This is a genomic window from Streptomyces sp. NPDC044002, from assembly GCF_056434525.1.
In genome coordinates, this window is the sequence record NZ_JBWKEZ010000032.1 from 1 (window position 1) to 16237 (window position 16237).

At 73.6% G+C, this 16237-nt stretch carries 15 protein-coding genes; 9 read left to right on the plus strand and 6 right to left on the minus strand.

Annotated elements, in window-relative coordinates; translation table 11 throughout:
- The first annotated feature begins 214 nt into the window (after positions 1 to 214).
- From AC07A6_RS23135 to AC07A6_RS23150, 4 genes are all read left to right on the plus strand, one after another.
- The gene (locus AC07A6_RS23135; RefSeq protein WP_478778342.1) at positions 215 to 1000 is read left to right on the plus strand and encodes an enoyl-CoA hydratase/isomerase family protein; all 786 of its coding nucleotides are present in this window, start codon (positions 215 to 217) and stop codon (positions 998 to 1000) included.
- Positions 1001 to 1107: 107 nt separating this feature from the next.
- Complete coding sequence (locus AC07A6_RS23140) at positions 1108 to 2337, plus strand: DUF11 domain-containing protein (RefSeq protein ID WP_478778343.1); 1230 nt, start codon at positions 1108 to 1110, stop codon at positions 2335 to 2337.
- Entirely contained in the window at positions 2334 to 4412 is a 2079-nt protein-coding gene (locus AC07A6_RS23145) for a hypothetical protein (RefSeq protein ID WP_478778344.1), read from the plus strand. The genes AC07A6_RS23140 and AC07A6_RS23145 overlap by 4 nt, the downstream gene beginning before the upstream one ends.
- A 72-nt stretch (positions 4413 to 4484) precedes the next feature.
- Positions 4485 to 6614, plus strand: a complete 2130-nt coding sequence (locus AC07A6_RS23150) for a DUF11 domain-containing protein (protein ID WP_478778345.1) — start codon at positions 4485 to 4487, stop codon at positions 6612 to 6614.
- Positions 6615 to 6658: 44 nt separating this feature from the next.
- On the opposite strand, the gene AC07A6_RS23155 is transcribed toward AC07A6_RS23150, so the two are convergent.
- The gene (locus AC07A6_RS23155) at positions 6659 to 7453 is read right to left on the minus strand and encodes a VOC family protein (RefSeq protein ID WP_362471581.1); all 795 of its coding nucleotides are present in this window, start codon (positions 7451 to 7453) and stop codon (positions 6659 to 6661) included.
- 122 nt (positions 7454 to 7575) lie between these two features.
- The gene (locus AC07A6_RS23160; protein ID WP_478778346.1) at positions 7576 to 8133 is read right to left on the minus strand and encodes a hypothetical protein; all 558 of its coding nucleotides are present in this window, start codon (positions 8131 to 8133) and stop codon (positions 7576 to 7578) included.
- A 134-nt stretch (positions 8134 to 8267) separates the two neighbouring features.
- Between AC07A6_RS23160 and AC07A6_RS23165 the strand changes: the two genes are divergently transcribed.
- Together AC07A6_RS23165 and AC07A6_RS23170 are read left to right on the plus strand one after the other, a co-directional pair.
- Positions 8268 to 8894 carry a flavin reductase family protein gene (locus tag AC07A6_RS23165; protein WP_478778398.1) on the plus strand — a complete coding sequence of 209 codons (627 nt, stop codon included), beginning with the start codon at positions 8268 to 8270 and terminating at the stop codon, positions 8892 to 8894.
- Positions 8895 to 8950: 56 nt separating this feature from the next.
- Positions 8951 to 9883: a hypothetical protein gene (locus AC07A6_RS23170; protein WP_478778347.1), complete on the plus strand. Its 933-nt coding sequence runs from the start codon at positions 8951 to 8953 to the stop codon at positions 9881 to 9883.
- Between the two features lie 27 nt (positions 9884 to 9910).
- On the opposite strand, the gene AC07A6_RS23175 is transcribed toward AC07A6_RS23170, so the two are convergent.
- Genes AC07A6_RS23175 through AC07A6_RS23185 form a run of 3 tightly spaced genes read right to left on the minus strand, consistent with a single transcriptional unit; the run spans position 9911 to position 13102 of the window.
- Complete coding sequence (locus AC07A6_RS23175) at positions 9911 to 10978, minus strand: Zn-dependent alcohol dehydrogenase (RefSeq protein WP_478778348.1); 1068 nt, start codon at positions 10976 to 10978, stop codon at positions 9911 to 9913.
- Complete coding sequence (locus AC07A6_RS23180) at positions 10975 to 12171, minus strand: acyl-CoA dehydrogenase family protein (protein ID WP_478778349.1); 1197 nt, start codon at positions 12169 to 12171, stop codon at positions 10975 to 10977. Before AC07A6_RS23180 ends, AC07A6_RS23175 begins: the two co-directional genes overlap by 4 nt.
- 19 nt (positions 12172 to 12190) lie before the next feature.
- Positions 12191 to 13102, minus strand: coding sequence for an SDR family NAD(P)-dependent oxidoreductase (locus AC07A6_RS23185; protein ID WP_362471530.1), 912 nt, complete (start codon positions 13100 to 13102; stop codon positions 12191 to 12193).
- An 88-nt stretch (positions 13103 to 13190) separates the two neighbouring features.
- On the opposite strand from AC07A6_RS23185, the gene AC07A6_RS23190 reads away from it, so the two are divergent.
- Together AC07A6_RS23190 and AC07A6_RS23195 are read left to right on the plus strand one after the other, a co-directional pair.
- Positions 13191 to 14117, plus strand: a complete 927-nt coding sequence (locus AC07A6_RS23190) for a cyclase family protein (protein ID WP_362471526.1) — start codon at positions 13191 to 13193, stop codon at positions 14115 to 14117.
- A gap of 125 nt (positions 14118 to 14242) precedes the next feature.
- On the plus strand, positions 14243 to 15064 hold the full coding sequence (locus AC07A6_RS23195; RefSeq protein WP_478778350.1) for a hypothetical protein: 822 nt from the start codon (positions 14243 to 14245) through the stop codon (positions 15062 to 15064).
- 44 nt (positions 15065 to 15108) lie between these two features.
- Here the strand turns inward: AC07A6_RS23195 and AC07A6_RS23200 are convergent, their stop codons facing one another.
- Entirely contained in the window at positions 15109 to 15612 is a 504-nt protein-coding gene (locus tag AC07A6_RS23200; protein WP_478778351.1) for a hypothetical protein, read from the minus strand.
- Positions 15613 to 15910: 298 nt separating this feature from the next.
- Here AC07A6_RS23200 and AC07A6_RS23205 point away from each other — a divergent pair.
- On the plus strand, positions 15911 to 16237 hold a 327-nt coding region (locus tag AC07A6_RS23205), incomplete at its 3' end, for a tachylectin-related carbohydrate-binding protein (protein ID WP_478778352.1).

A 16237-nucleotide genomic window follows, 5' to 3' on the forward strand; every position in this document is an offset into this window, starting at 1 on the left:
CCGGCGGGGCTATGAATAGCCCCGCCGGCGTTTGAGGCGCGGGGGTCTGGGGGCGGAGCCCCCAGGAGGGGTCCGGGGCGCAGCCCCGGGGAACGGGCGAAGGGCGGGTAGGGGACCAGCCCCGCAGGGCCGACCCCCCGCACGGCCCGGGCCACCCCGCACCCCGCCCGGCCAGGGCAACGGCAACACCCACCCCGAACAGGAGCACCCACCCATGGACGAGATCCTGCACCGCACCGACGCCGGCGTCAGCTGGATCACCCTCAACCGCCCCGACGCCATGAACGCCCTCACCTGGGAGCAGCGCGAGCGCGTCATCGCGCTGCTCGACGCCGCCTCCGGCGACCCCGGCGTCCGCGCCGTCGTCGTCACCGCCACCGGCAAGGGGTTCTGCGCCGGCGCCGACCTCCGTGGAGGGAACACCACCGGCGAGCGCGTCGCCGGCGACGTGGCCCGCATGATCCGGCTCGGCGCGCAGCGCCTGATCACCGCGGTACTCGACTGCGAGAAGCCCGTCATCGCCGCCGTCAACGGCACCGCCGCCGGCATCGGCGCCCACCTCGCCCTCGCCTGCGACCTCGTCATCGCCGCCGACACCGCCCGTTTCATCGAGGTGTTCGTCCGCCGCGGCCTCGTCCCCGACGGCGCCGGCGCCTACCTCCTGCCCCGCCTGATCGGCCCTCAGAAGGCCAAGGAGCTGATGTTCTTCGGCGACGCCGTCCCCGCCGCGGAGGCGGCCCGGCTCGGGCTGGTCAACAAGGTGGTCCCCGCCGACGGGCTGGAGGTGGCAGCCCGCGAGTGGGCCGAGCGGCTCGCGCAGGGCCCCACCCGCGCCCTCGCGCTCACGAAGCAGCTGGTCAACGCCTCCCTCGACAGCGACCGGTCCACCGCGCTGGCCGCCGAGGCCACCGCCCAGGAGCTCAACATGACCACCGCCGACGCGAACGAGGGCGTGGCGAGCTTCGTGGAGCGCCGCACCCCGAAGTACCTGGGCCGCTGAGGCCTGCCCGGGACCTGCCCCCGAACGACTGAAATCGATCACCCATGAGGCAGCAGTGATCAACTGACCGAACGCCCGACACCCCGTTCATGTGAATAGCTGACCGCATGGTCCCTACCTGGCGAACCTGGCGAGTCAACCTGTGCGCTGCCGCGGCCTCCGCGTTCCTGTGCTGCGGCGCGGCGCCCGCCGCGGCCTCGGACGCGCCCGCCGATCTGGCCGTCAGCGCCGCCGTCCGCCCGCAGCAGGGCACGCGGGCCACCGAGACGTATGACTACCTCGTGACGGTGACCAACCACGGCCCCTCCGCCGCCCGGCAGGTCACCGTCACCGACCGCCTCCCCGCCGCCCTGGAGTTCCTGGCCTCCCGCGACGGCTGCCGGAGCACGGGCACGGCGACCGGCCGAACCGTGGTCTGCGGCCCCCTGCCCACCCTCGGCGTCGGCGCCTCGCACACCTGGGTGATCACGGTGCGGCTGGCGCCCGGCTACCGGGGCGAGGGCGGGGACATCGTCAACGAGGCCTTCGCCGACGCCGCCACCAAGGACCCCCGCCCCGCGAACAACGCGACCTCGCTGACCGGCCTCGTCCTCCCGCCCAGCGCCCTCCTGGCGGACCTCTCCCTCACCAAGACGGCCGTCCTCGCCAAGGGCCGCGAGGACGTACGGCCGGGCGAGAAGTTCACGTACCTGATCTCGGTGCACAACGCGGGCCCCGCGACCGCCCGCCAGGTCGCGGTCACCGACCGGCTCCCGGACTCCCTGGCCCTGCTGTACTCCCCCGACGACTGCGCGTCCGCCCCCGGCGAGGAGCCCCTCGTACGGTGTCCCGTGCTCGACCGGCTCCCGGCCGGGGCCACGGCGGAGTTCCGCCTCACCGTGCGCGCCCTGACCGGGGAGGAGGACCGGGCCAATCCCCCCGGCCGCCGCTGCACCCCGATCGAGAACACCGCCCGCGTCACCTCCGCCGTACGCGACCCGGACCCGTCCGACAACGCCAACGCCCCGGGCACGACCGGCCCGGACGGCGGCCGCCTCTGCCTGGTGCACGATCCCCGGCCCGCCCACGACAGCCACCACGACCACGACCACCCCCACAAGCCGGACCCCGGCAGCACGGCCGAAGGGCCCGGCCACGGCCGCCCCGACCACCAGACGCACGCCGAACGCCCCGACCACTCCGACCAGCCCGCCCCCGGCAGCCCCAGCGGCCCCGACGAGCTCGCCGACTGCGGCACCCGCCTGCCCCGGTGGCTCGCCTGGACCTCCGCCGCCCTCCTCATCAGCGGCGCAGCCCTCCGCGGCGCAGCCCTGCGCACCGCCGCGCGGCGCCGATGAGGACCGCGGCCCGGTGGCTCAGGGCCGCCCTCCCCCTGCTGTGCGCGGCCGCGCTCCTGACGCCCGCCGCCCCGGCCGAAGCCGCGCAGCGCCCCCGCGCGGCCCTCGCCTTCCCCGTGAGCGAGCCCTTCGACAGCTCCACCAACCTCGGCACGACCAGCGGCAACGCCTCCTACCCCGCGGGCGGCGGCTGGCTGCGGCTGACGTCCGCGAGCGGCAGCCAGGCCGGCACCTGGAAGATGAAGGACACCTTCTCCACCACCCTCGGGATCGTCGCCGAGTTCCGCTACGCCACCTACGGCGGCACCGCGTTCGACGGCAAGCGCGGCGACGGCCTGTCCTTCTACCTCACCGACGGCTCCGCCTCCGACGGCATCGGCCCCTCGGGCGGCAGCCTCGGCTACGCCTGCTCGGGCGCGGCCTCCCGCTGCGTGACCTCGGGCGTGCCGGGCGCCTACCTCGGCATCGGCATCGACGAGTTCGGCAACTTCTCCTCGAACTCCGTGGGCAACGGCGGCCCCGGCACCCAGGCCAACAAGATCGTGGTGCGCGGCGGCGGCAGCGGTACCACCGGCTACCGCTACGCCACCGCCGCCGACGGGCCCGGCTCGACGGTGGAGACCGGCAGCCGCGACAAGGAGCGCAAGGTGCGGATCTCGCTGCTGCCCAGCGGCAGCAAACTGCTGCTGTCGGTGTGGTCGGACAGCGGCCCCGGCACCGCCCTCACCCAGCTGATCACCGACTACGACGTCACCACGATCGCCAACCAGCCCGCCCTGCCCGCCACCCTCAAGGTGGGCTTCTCCGCCGGTACGGGCGGCGCGACGAACATCCACGAGATCGACGACCTGGCGATCAACGTGCCCGCCGACCTGAAGGTCGTGAAGTCGGCCGACCGGTCGACGGTGCCGGCCGGGGACCCGGTGACGTACACGGTGACCGTCTCCAACAGCCAGGCCAACGACGTGACGGGCGCCGTCGTACGCGACACCGTGCCCGGCCTCACCGACGTCACCTGGACCTGCCGGGCCGGCACCGGCGGCACCTGTGCCACCGCCTCCGGCAGCGGCAGCGCCCTCGACACGAAGGCCGATCTGAGGCGCGGCGGCTCCGTCACCTACACGGTCACCGGCAACGCCCCCGCCCAGCCCGTCACCCTCTCCAACACGGCGACGGTGACGGCGCCGGCGGACCGGACGGACACCGACCCGGCCGACAACAGCTCCACCGCCTCCGACGTCACCGTCACGGCCCGCGCCGACCTGGCCGCCGAGAAGGAGGGCATCGGGGCGGGTCCGGTGGCCCCGGGCGAGGAGTTCGAGTACCGGATCACCGCCCGGAACCTGGGGCCCTCGCACACGCAGACGGTGCTGATGTCCGACACCCTGCCGGACCCGCTGCGGTTCGTGTCCTCGGTCAGCAACTGCACGGCGACCGGGCAGCGGCTGTCCTGCCCGTCCCGGGGGCCCGTGAACGCCGGTACGAGCACCTCCTGGACGGTACGCGTCCGGCTGGACCCGGCGTACACGGGCAACGGCGGCGACCTCGGCAACGTGGCGTCCGTCCGGCACGGGCTCCCCGACCCCCGGCCGGAGAACAACACCAGCGCGGCGGCCGGCCCGCCCGGCGGGCTCGCCCCGCCGCGGGCCGACCTGTCGCTCGCCAAGGCGACGCAGAACCGTACGCCGGTCGCGCCCGGGGAGACCTTCACGTACACGGTGACCGTGCGCAACGCGGGCCCGTCGGTGGCCCGGAGGGTACGGGTCACCGACCCGCTGCCGACGGGCCTGGTGTTCGTCTCCGGGGGCGAGGGCTGCACCGCCTCCGGGCAGGACGTGACCTGCGGGACGGAAGCGGCCGTGGACCCGGGCGGCAGCCGCGCGTGGACGTTCACGGTGCGGATCGACCCGGCGTTCGCGGGCGACGGCACGGCCCTGCGCAACACCGCGACCGCCGTGTCGGACACCGCCGACCCGAACCCCGCCGACAACAAAGGCTCGGCCGGCACGCCGGGCGGCCGGGTCGGCCCGCCGACCGCCGACATCGAACTGTCCAAGGCGGTCCGCGCGGGCTGACCCCCGCACCACCCCGAATCTCCCGTACAGCGCTCTGTACGGTCTCTCACGCACGAAACGGAACGATGCGCGATGACGACGACCCCAGGCCGGCGGTCGGTGGCGCGGGCCCTGGCCCCGCTGCTCTGCGCGGCCGCACTGTGGGCCGCGCCGGCCCCCGCGACCGCACAGACCGGGACCGCACGGCCCGCGACCGCACGGCTCGCCCCGGCCGAGGTGACCACCCACCTGGCGGTCATCAAGGCGGCCAAGGCCCCCGGTGACCTGATCACCTACACCCTCACCGCCAGGAACAAGGGCCCGTCGGTCGCCCGGAACGTGAGGGCGACCGACCGGCTGCCCGACGGGATCACCTTCGTCGACTCCTCCGACGGCTGCACGGCCGCCGGCCAGACCGTCACCTGCGGGCCCGAACCGCAGCTGGCGGCCGGGCAGAGCCGCAGCTGGCGCTTCCACGCCCGGCTGAGCGCCTCGTACCAGGGCACCGGCTCCGACCTCGGCAACAGCGCCTCCGGCACGTCGGACGCCACCGACCCGGACCCGGGCAACAACAAGCCCGACCCGGTGCTGCCGCCCGGGCCGTTCGACCCGGTCTCGGACCTGGCGACCGTCAAGACCCCGCTGGGGGCGGGGCCGACGGTGCCGGGCCAGGAGTTCGAGTACGAGGTCCGCACCGCCAACAAGGGCCCCTCGGACGCGCGCAACGTGACGGTGACGGACTCCCTGCCCGACGGGCTGACCTTCGTCTCCTCCGCCGACCCGTGCTCGGCGTCCGGCCGGACGGTCACCTGCGGCCCGCTGGCCCGGATGATCCCCGGCGGGGACGTGGTGTGGACGTTCAAGGTGAAGCTGGACGCCGCCTACTCCGGCGACGGCGAGAACCTGCGCAACACGGCCACCTCCACCTCCGAGTCGAAGGACCCCGAGCCCGCCGACAACACCTCGCAGCCGGTGCTGCCGCCGGGCGGGGTGACCGAGCCGCAGGCCGACGTGTGGACGACGAAGCGCACCGCGAACGACACGGTGATCGCCCCCGGGCAGACCTTCGAGTACGTGGTGACGGCGACCAACGACGGCCCGTCGCGCGCGGTGGACACGACGGTCACCGACAGGCTGCCGGCCCAGCTGGCCTTCGTGTCCTCGCCGCCGTCCGACGGCTGCCGAGCCACGGACGGCACGGTCACCTGCGGCCCGCAGGCCGTGCTGGAGCCCGGGGCGTCCCGGACGTGGCGGTTCACGGTCCGCCTGGACAGCAACTACACCGGTGACGGCTCCGACATCCGCAACACGGCGACCGCCACCGCGCGGACCAAGGACCCCAAGCCGGAGAACAACACGAGCAGCCCCGCCGGCCTGCCGGGCAGCCGCGTCAACAAGCCGACCGCGGACCTCGGGGTGCGCAAGGAGGCCGTCGGCACCACGCCGCCGGTCCCGGGCCAGACCTTCGACTACCGGATCCGGGTCAGCAACTACGGCCCGTCGGCGGACGCGTTCAACGTGAAGCTCACCGACAACCTGCCCGAGGGCCTGTCGTACGTGTCCTCCACGCCGTCCGGCTGCACCGCCGCCGGCCACCTCGTCTCGTGCAGGCGGACCGCTCCGCTGAAGGTCGGCGAGACGGTCGAGTACCTGCTGACCGTGAAGATCGACCCCGCCTACAAGGGCACGGGCTCCGACCTGAAGAACACCGCCGAGGTCACGGCCGACAACATCGACCCGGCGTCGGAGAACGACAAGGGCACCGCGACCGTCCCCGGCGGGCACGTGGCGGAGCCCTCGGCCGACCTGGCCATCGTGAAGCGGGCGGTGCAGACCGCCGCCATCGCCCCAGGCGAGAGCTTCGACTACGCCCTGACGGTCACCAACAACGGCCCCTCGCAGGCGGACCAGGTCACCGTCACCGACAGCCTGCCGACGGCGCTGAGCTTCGTCTCGGGTGACGCGACCTGCGTCTCGGGGCGGACCGTCACCTGCGGCCCGCTGGCCCATCTGGCCCCGGGCGCCTCGGTGACCTGGGTCGTCAAGGTGAAGCTGGACCCGGAGTACACCGGCAACGGCTCGGACATCCGCAACACGGCCACGGTGGACTCCCTGACCACCGACCCGCGTCCGGCCAACAACACCAGCGCGGCGGCCGGCCCGCCCGCGGGTACGGTCAAGGAGCCGACGGCCGACCTGGAGGTGGGCAAGACGACCCCGTGAACCGGCCCGGCCGGCGGGGCGCACGCCCGCCGGCCGGACACCCCCTACGCGCGGGGGCTCGGCTTCAGCAGCGCGAACACCGCTCCGGCCGGGTCGGAGGCCCAGGCGATCCGGCCGACGTCGGGGACGTCGGCGGCCGGCATCAGCACCGCGCCGCCGTTGCCCTCGACGGCGGTGACGGTGGCGTCGACGTCCGCCACGTGGAAGTACGGCACCCAGCGCGGCACCATCGCCGAGGCGCCGCCCGCGCCCTCGCCCTGCGGGGCCACCCCGCCGAAGGAGCCCTCCTCCTGGTCCCCCTCGCCGATGCTGAGCACCCGGTACGTCATCCCGGGCGCCTCCATCTCGATGTACCGCCAGCCGAACACCCCGGCGTAGAAGCGGATCGCGGCGACCGGGTCGGGGACGTGGAGCTCCGCCCACACCAGGGTGTTCACCTCGGAGGCGGCCTCCAGCCCGCCGGTCTTGCCGGGCTGCCAGGACGCGAACTGGGCGCCCTGCGGGTCGGTGAACTGCGCCAGCCAGCCCTCGCCCATGACGTCCATGGGCTCCATCCGCACGGTCCCGCCCCCGGCCCGCACCGCCTCGGCCGTGGCCTGCATGTCGGCGCTCTGGAAGTGCACCATCCACGCCGAGGTGGCGCCCTCCTCGGTGAGCGGGCCGAGCGCGGCCACGGTCTTCCCGCCGAGCCGGAAGAACCCGTACCCGCCCGCGTCGGGCCCGGCGGAGACGAGCTCCCAGCCGAAGACGGACCCGTAGAAGGCGGCGGCCGCGGCGGTGTCGGGGCTACCGAGGTCGAGCCAGTTGGGCGATCCGGTACGGAAGGCGGTGCCGAGCATGGGGTCCTCCAGCGGGTGGGCGACACGGTCGCTGGCCACCATGCCCACCCCCCGCGCACGTGACGGCGTACGTCCCCCCGGGGCCGGGCGGATTCACCCGTTCGGGGGTGCCCGGCCGGTGCTCAGCCCGCGATGACGAGCCCGGCGCCGAAGAGCAGCAGCACCAGCAGGAGGCCCACGGTCACGGCGGCACCGTGCGCGAGCGACCGCGCCGGGCCCGTGTCCCGCGCCCGCGCGTACAGCGCCCCGGCGACCGGCAGCACCGCGAGCCCGGCGACCCACGCCCAGGTCCCCCCGAAGGGCAGCCCGTGCCGCCGTCCCTCGGCCGCGTAGAGGGCGGCGAGGGCCGCGCCCAGCAGGACGGCCAGGACCGGGGCGGGCAAGCGGGTGCGCCGGCCGAGGGCCCGGGCGGCGGCGGTGACGGGCAGCGCGAACAGCGCGGTGTGGAGCAGCCCCAGCAGCGGGAACAGCAGGGGGGCCACGCAGAGCAGGAGCACGACGCCGAAGGTCCCGCCGTCGGCGTAGTCCGGATGCCGGACCGCCCTGAGCACGGAGAGCACCAGCAGCAGCAACGGCTGCCCGGCCGCCAGGGCCAGGGCCCCGGGCAGCTCCCGGTTCCACACGCTCGCCGGCTCCGGCGGCTGCGGCCCACGGCCGCGCACCCGTATCGCGTACGCCATCACGCCCCACCCACCCCGCACTTGAACGCGTTCAATACGCCCGCACCCTACACCCGCAACCGGCTCCGCCCTCGCACCCCTTCACATCTGACGAACCGTCAGCTTCAATCGGGAGTGTGATGGGACACGCAGGGATGGCGGCCACCGTCGTCCGATACCTCAGGTCAGCCGGCTCCCCCACCTCCGCCGGACACGTCGACACTCCCCCAGACTTCGTCCGGGGGTACCCCCAGCCCCGCCCCGACCTCCGGGCCGTCGGCGAGGACGAGCGCGCGCCCGTCAGCCCCGCCGAGTTCCGGGCCGTACTGGGCAACTTCGCGAGCGGGGTCACCGTCATCACCGCCCCGCCCGCCGAAGGCGAGGAGGGCCCGGCCGGCTTCGCCTGCCAGTCCTTCGCCTCGCTCTCCCTGGACCCGCCCCTGGTCACCTTCATGGTGGCCCGCACCTCGACCACCTGGCCGCGGATCGCCCGCGCCGGGGTGTTCTGCGTCAACATCCTCGGGGCCGAACAGGACCGGCTGTGCCGGGCCTTCGCAGTCAGCGGCGCCGACAAGTTCGCCGGGGTCTCCCACCGGCCCGCCCCCGCGACCGGATCCCCACAGCTGGACGACGTACCGGCCTGGATCGACTGCCGGATCCACGCCGTCCACACCGGCGGGGACCACCTCATCGTGGTCGGCCGCGTCGAGGCCATGGGCGCCTCCGGCGAGGGCGGCCCCCTCCTCTTCCACAAGGGCCGCTTCGCCCGCCTGGCCGACTGACTCCCCCGCCCCGACCGGCCGTTATCCTCCTCCGGTCGACGTCAAGGCGGGGGGCCATGGGGAACACGTACGAGCCGGGGCGCACCCGGTGGACCGGCACCGCCGGGTGGCTGATGGTGGGAAGCGCAGCGGCAGCGGTCCTGTGCGCCCTCGCCGGGGTGAGCCCGTACCCGCCGCTGGCGCTGGAGGCCTGCCTGGCCGGCGCCTCCGCCCTCTTCGCCGCGTGCTGGGTGGCGGCCTCCCTGCACGCCCGCCGCGTCCCGCCCGAGGTAGACCTGCGCAAGGCCGACGCGCGCAAGGCCGACCCGCGCAGGCGCCCGCCGGTACGGCAGCGCGGCCGCCTGCTGCGCATCGTGCTCGCCTTCGGGATCCCCATCGCCACCTTCGCCGCCCTCGTCGTGTGCTTCACCGGGTCCGGCGAGGAGGGCAGGCGCAGCGAGCGGCTGGAGCGGGCCGGGTACGACCGGCACGAGGCCCGGATCGTCCGGCTGACCGGCCAGCCGGTCCACCGCCCGGCCACGGACGACAACGACGAGTCCTACACCACCGACGTGGTCCTCAGCGTCCCGTACGAGGGCGGCCCCCGGGACGTGGCCGTCGAGGGCGTGACCACCGGGAAGTACCCGGAGCCGGGCACCACGGCCAAGGTCTACTTCGCCCCCGCCCACCCCGAGGTCGGCGTGGGGATCTGGCCCGACCGCCAGTACCGCAACGGGTGGATCACCCTGTTCCTCGCGGTCGTCCTCTGCCCGTGGCCCTTCGTCGCGGGCGCCGCGATCAAGTCGTACATCGAACCGCGGGCCCTGGAGCGGATGCGCCGCTTCGACCCCGGCACGCACCTGCCCGCCCTCGGCCTGCTGCTCCTCGGCGTCCTCGCCCTGCTGCCGCTGGCCCTGGAGGTGCCGGTGGCCGGCTTCACCCGCCTCTGGGCCCCCCTCGCCCTGCCCGCGCCGGCGCTGGCGCTGATGTGGATGGCCCGCCGCGCCTAGTGCGGCGGGCCACCCCTGCCACCCGGCTCAGAACGTGAGCACTCCGCGCGCGACCCGCCCGTGGTGGGCGTCGTCCACGGCCTTGGCGAAGTCCTCCACCGGGTAGACCTCGGTCACCAGCTCGTCCAGCAGCAGCTTCCCCTGCCGGTACAGCTCGGCGTAGAGGGCGATGTCGCGCTGTGGGCGGGAGGACCCGTACCGGCAGCCCATGATCGTCTTGTCCAGGTACATGGAGGACACCAGGAAGGACGCCTCCTCCTTGAAGCCCGGCACGCCGAGCAGCACCGCCTGCCCGTGCCGGTCGAGGAGGTCGACGGCCTGCCGGATCAGCTTCACGTTGCCGACGCACTCGAAGGCGTGGTCCGCGCCGGTCGGCAGGACCTCCCGGACCGCCGCCGAGGTGTCGGCCACGGCGGAGGCGTCCACGAAGTGGGTGGCGCCGAACTGCCGGGCCACCGCCTCCTTCGCCGGGTTCGCGTCCACCGCGACGATGACCGAGGCGCCCGCGATCCGGGCGCCCTGGATGACGTTGAGCCCGATCCCACCGGTGCCGATGACCACGACGGTCTCCCCGAGACCCACCTTGGCCCGGTTCAGCACCGCGCCCACACCGGTGAGCACCCCGCAGCCGATCAGTGCGGCCGAGGTCATCGGGACCTCGTCCGGGATCTTCACCGCCTGCACGGCCTTGACGAGGGTCCGCTCCGCGAACGCCGAGTTCGAGGCGAACTGGAAGAGCGGCTGCCCGGCCCGCGAGAAGGGCCGGTCCGGCATCCCGATCGCCTTGCGGCACATCGTCGGCCGGCCCCGGTCGCAGTCCGCGCAGGCCCCGCAGTTGGCGAGGGTCGACAGGGAGACGTGGTCACCGGGCGCCACGTGCGTCACTCCCGCACCCACCGCCTCGACCACCCCGGCGCCCTCGTGCCCGAGCACCACGGGCGGCGGGAAGGGGATCGTCCCGTCGATCACCGACAGGTCGCTGTGGCACAGCCCGGCCGCCGCTATCGCGACCAGCACCTCCCCCGGCCCCGGGTCCCGGATCTCCAGGTCCCCGACCACCTGGGCCTGCTTGCCGTCGAACACGACGCCTCTCACCTGGGCTCCTTAGGCAGGCCGAGCACCTGCTCGGCGATGATGTTCCGCTGGATCTCGTCCGAGCCGCCGTAGATCGTGTCGGCCCGGGTGAACAGGAAGAGGCGCTGTTCCTCGTCGAGCCCGAGTTCGTACGGTTCCCCCTGCGCCCAGAGCCCCGGCCCGGCCGACGCGGCCGCGCCCCGGACCTGGACGGCCAGCTCCCCGAGCCGCCGGTGCCACCCGCCCCACAGCAGCTTCGCCACGCTGGGCGCGCCGGGGTCGCCGGCCGCCCCGCCCAGCGTCCGCAGGGCGTTCCAGCGCATGGTGCGCAGCTCCGCCCACTGCCGTACGAGGTGCTCGCGCAGGACCGGGTCCGGGGCGCCCGAGGCCGCGTACGCCTTGACCACGCGCTCCAGTTCGGCGGCGAAGCCGATCTGCTGGACGAGGGTGGAGACGCCGCGTTCGAGGGCGAGCAGGCCCATGGCGACGGCCCAGCCGTTGCCCTCGCCGCCGACGACCTCGGAGGCGACGGCCCCGTCGAAGAAGACCTCGTTGAACTCGGCCGTTCCGGACATCTGCCGGATCGGGCGGACCTCGACGCGGCCGGGCTGGTCCATGCGCACGAGGAGGAAGGACAGCCCCCGGTGCCGGCGGGAGCCGGCTTCGGTGCGGGCCAGGACGAAGCACCAGTCGGCCTCGCGGGCGAGGGAGGTCCAGATCTTCTGCCCGGTGACGCGCAGCAGTCCGTCGGCCCCGTCGCGTACCGCGGCGGTACGCACCCCCGCGAGGTCGGAGCCGGCGCCGGGCTCGCTGTAGCCCTGGCACCACAGCTCCTCGCCGCGGGCGATGGCGGGCAGGTGGCGGTCCTTCTGCTCGCGGCTGCCGTAGGCGATCAGGGTGGGGGCGAGGAGGTTCTCCCCGATGTGGCCGACCCGGGCGGGGGCGCGCAGCGCGGCGTACTCCTCGGCCCAGACGACCTGTCCGGTGAGGGAGAGCCGCCGGTTGCCGTAGCCCTCCTCCTGCCAGCCCTGGCCGATCCAGCCGCCGCGTCCGAGCTCCCGTTCCCAGTCGCGGCGGGCCTCGAAGCCCTCGTGCTCGCTGCCCGGTCCGCCGAGGCCGGCCGCCTGTGCGTACGGGCCGACGAGGTGCCCGGTGAGCCACGCGCGGGCGCGGGCGCGCAGTTCCTCGTCCTCGGCCCCGAAGCTGAAGTCCACGGTGTCCCCCACCCCCTTCTCAGGCGTTGGGCCGGTCCTTGGCGGCGGCGGCCTTGGCCATGGCTTCGAGCTGGGCGAGCATCGGCATCGGGTCGGTGCCGACGGTCCCGGGCAGGAAGTCGGCGATGCGCTCGGGGGTCCAGGCGCCCTCGGCGTAGCCGGCGCGGAGCTCGCGCGGCTGGGCCCAGACGGCGATCTTGGGGCCGGCGATCGTGTAGACCTGCCCGGTGATGTCCTCGGCCCTGGCGCGGTCGCTGAGCAGGTACGTGACGAGCGCGGCGACGTCCTCGGGGTCGCCGATCTCCTTGAGCTCCATCGGCACGTTGGCGGACATCCGGGTCCGGGCGACGGGGGCGACGGCGTTGGCGGTGACCCCGTACTTGTGGAGGCCGAGGGCGGCGCTGCGGACGAGGGAGATGATCCCGCCCTTGGCGGCGCTGTAGTTGGCCTGGGCGACGGATCCGGTGTGGTTGCCGCTGGTGAAGCCGATGAGCGTGCCGGAGCCCTGGCGGCGCATGACGGCGGAGGCGGCCCGGAACACGGTGAACGTGCCCTTCAGGTGCGTGGCGACGACGGGGTCCCACTCCTCCTCGGACATGTTGAAGAGCATCCGCTCGCGCAGGATCCCGGCGACGCAGACGACGCCGTCGACGCGCCCGTACTCGGCGAGGGCGGTGTCGACGATGCGCTGGCCGCCGGCCATGGTGGAGATGTCGTCGGCGACGGCGACGGCCTCGCCGCCGGCGGCCTGGATCTCCTTGACCACGTTCTCCGCGACCTCGCTGGTGGGCTCGCCGCCCTCGATCCCGACCCCGTAGTCGTTGACGACGACCTTGGCGCCCTCGGCGGCGGCGGCGAGCGCCACCGCCCGGCCGATGCCCCGGCCCGCGCCGGTGACGGCGACCACCTTCCCTGCCAAGAAGTTCCCCACGGCCGACCCCTTCCCGTGTTTTCTGACGGACCGTTAGATTCTATGACCAGTCAGATCCCTCCACACAAGCCCTAGGAGCTGATGGCCGGTGTCCCTCCCTCCCGAGTTCCACGAGATCGCCAAGCGGATCAACAACTGGGGCCGCTGGGGCGCCGACGACGAGATCGGCACCCTGAACCTGGTAACCGACGAGGTGGTGCGCGCGGCCGCCGCGGAGATCCGCACCGGCCGCCGGGTCCCCCTGGCCCTCCCCCTCAAGGAGGACGGCGTCCAGGCGGGCCTCATCCCGGGCCGGATCAACCCCCTCCACACCATGGTCCAGATCAACCAGGAGCTCTTCGGCCCGGGCACGGTGGCGTGCTCCGACGACGCCGTGACGATGGGCCTCCAGTCGGCCACCCACTGGGACGCCCTCACGCACGTCTCGCACTCGGGCCGCATCTACAACGGCCGCCCCGCCTCCACCATCACCGCGCACGGACGGGCGGAGTTCAGCGGCATCGACAAGGCCCGGCACATCGTCTCGCGCGGGGTCCTGCTGGACGTGGCCCGCGCCAAGGGCCTGGACCGGCTCCCGGGGGACCACGCGGTCACCCCCGGGGACCTGGCGGAGGCGGAGGAGTTCGGCCGCGTCACGGTCCGCGCGGGCGACGTCGTACTCGTCCGCACCGGCCAGATCCAGGCCTACCTGGCGGGCGACAAACACGGCTACGGCTTCCCGTCCCCCGGCCTCTCCGTCCACACCCCGGAGTGGTTCCACGCAAGGGACGTGGCGGCCGTCGCGAACGACACCCTCACGTTCGAGATCTTCCCGCCGGAGATCGAGAACCTGTGGCTGCCGGTGCACGCGCTGGACCTGGTGGAGATGGGCATGCACCAGGGCCAGAACTGGAACCTGGAGGAACTGTCCACAGCCTGTGCGGAAGCCGGCCGCTACTCCTTCCTCCTGTCGGCGATGCCGGAACCCTTCGTCGGCGGCACCGGCACCCCGGTGGCCCCGGTGGCGGTGCTCTGAGGCTGCCGGGACCGCCGGGACCGCCAAGACCCCTGAGACCGCTGAGACCGCCCGAAAGATCGTTGGAACCTCCGCCACCGCGTCGATAGGGTCGGCACGTCCATCGACTTCAGGGGAGTTGGTACGTGAGCGACAGCACGGGGGCACCGGAGCCGGGCACCATCCCGCCGATGCCGACCGCACCACCGGTGGTTCCTCCTCCGCCGACGGCCCCTCCCGGCCACCCGCCGCGCTGGGCGTGGTGGGTGGCCGGCATCGTCGTCCCGGTCATGGGAACGGTGGCCACCCTGCTGGCGACGTCGGACAAGAACGACACGCCGCCGCCTCGGACACAGGCACCGCTGACATCGTCACCGGCGCAACCGCCCTCCCCCTCGCCGTCCGGCACCGCGATCCGCCCGTTGCCCAGCCCGTCCACGACGCCCCCGAGCCAGTCGGGCGCGCCCGGCCCCCAGGACCTGACCGCGCCCGCCGGGTATCAGGTCCAGGAGGGCAAGTGGGGCATCGCACCACCGGCGTGCGGGGAGACCCTGCTCGTCGATCTCGACGCCGGGGTGTCCACCACCGTCAGGGTGAATCTCGGCGACGGCCCCGGCACCGATCAGACCCAGGGCATCGAGCTGGAGTACCGCCCCTCCGAGACCCTGTGCAGCACCGGAGACGTCCCGTTCTCCATGGAGCTGCGATCGGTCACCGGTCGGCAGGTGGGGGTGATCCGGGCCGGCCGGCCCCGGTCCTTCGAGGAGTGCCGGGCCGCCGCCGGGACCGGCTTCGGGCCCGTGGAGGCGGGAAACAACCGGTGGACGAACCGGGGCTTGGTGAAGGGGGCCGCCGTGTGCTCCGTCACCGACAAGGGCAACGTGGCGATGGCCCTCTTCGACGACGTCAGCGAAGACACGCACGTCCCGGTGGTCAGCGGCAAGCTCATCGTCTGGTCCAAGACCTGAACCGAGTCGAGGCCGTTGAGCACGGCTTCACCCGGGCCGGTGTCTCAATCCCGATGGTCCAGGTATTCCTCCAGGCCCACTGCGTCGATCACATGGAAGACGCGGGGGCTGCTCGACGCGGCCAGGGCACCGCCGACCGCAGCGAGAACGGCTGCTGTCTGAAGGTCTTCCCGCGAAACGGCGCTGAACACGGACGTGCCGCCGACGGTCGTGTAGGCGCCGAGAAGGGCGCCGACCATCACCCGCTCCCGGGGCACGTCATCGCCGTCTGCCCGCTCGACGATGTCCACGATCGCCCGCGCGAGGACGCTGGCATCGGCCCGCTGCCTGATCCTGGTCGACGGCTCGGCGACGTCCCCGCCCTCGAACGCGCGGCGGCCGAGCTCCCGCAGATCTTCCACGTCCTCGTGGGTGAGCCCGGCAAGGGTCAGCCTGAGGAGGTGGTAGTGAAGCCTCCGCTGCCCCGTGTCGTCGAAGATCCGCTCCCTCCCGGCGCTGAAGAGTTCGCCTGCGTGACGGGATGGATCCTCGTCATGACTCGTGGACATGTGGCCGTCCCTTCCCAGATTCCCGGGGCCCCGGACCCTGCCGGCTCGCTTCCTGCTGCCATTACACCTGCGGCTGATCCGGCTTTCCCGTCAGCCTGCACCAACCGGGCGACGCGATCCGGCGGGCACGGACTTCGCTACCGCCGATGAGGCGGGCCCGTCCGAGTGAAGAGGCCACCATTCCCGCCCGCTTCGAGTGAAATGCGTTTCTCGTACTGGTCGGTCCGGTAAGAAGCACCTGCACTGCACGCCGCGCTGAGGTTCGACGCGGCTCGACACCGTGAGATGGGAGTTCGTCATGGGATTCGCCCTGCTCGCCTCCGGCGACAAAGGAATCCTCTACAGCGGGCACGAAGACGGCCGCCTCCTCTTCTTCGAGGACTTGAGCCGTGACGGAACGAACGGCGCTGACGGCTCCGGCGGCTGGTCGGCCACATCGGGCAAGCAGATCGGCCAGGGCTGGGGCAGCGCCAGACTCATCACCGGCGGCGGCAACGGAACCCTCTACGTCGTCCACGAAGACGGCCGCCTCCTCTTCTTCCAGGACTTGAGACGCGACGGAACGAACAGCCCCGACGGATCCACCGGCTGGTCAGGCACATCCGGCAACCAGATCGGCCAAGGC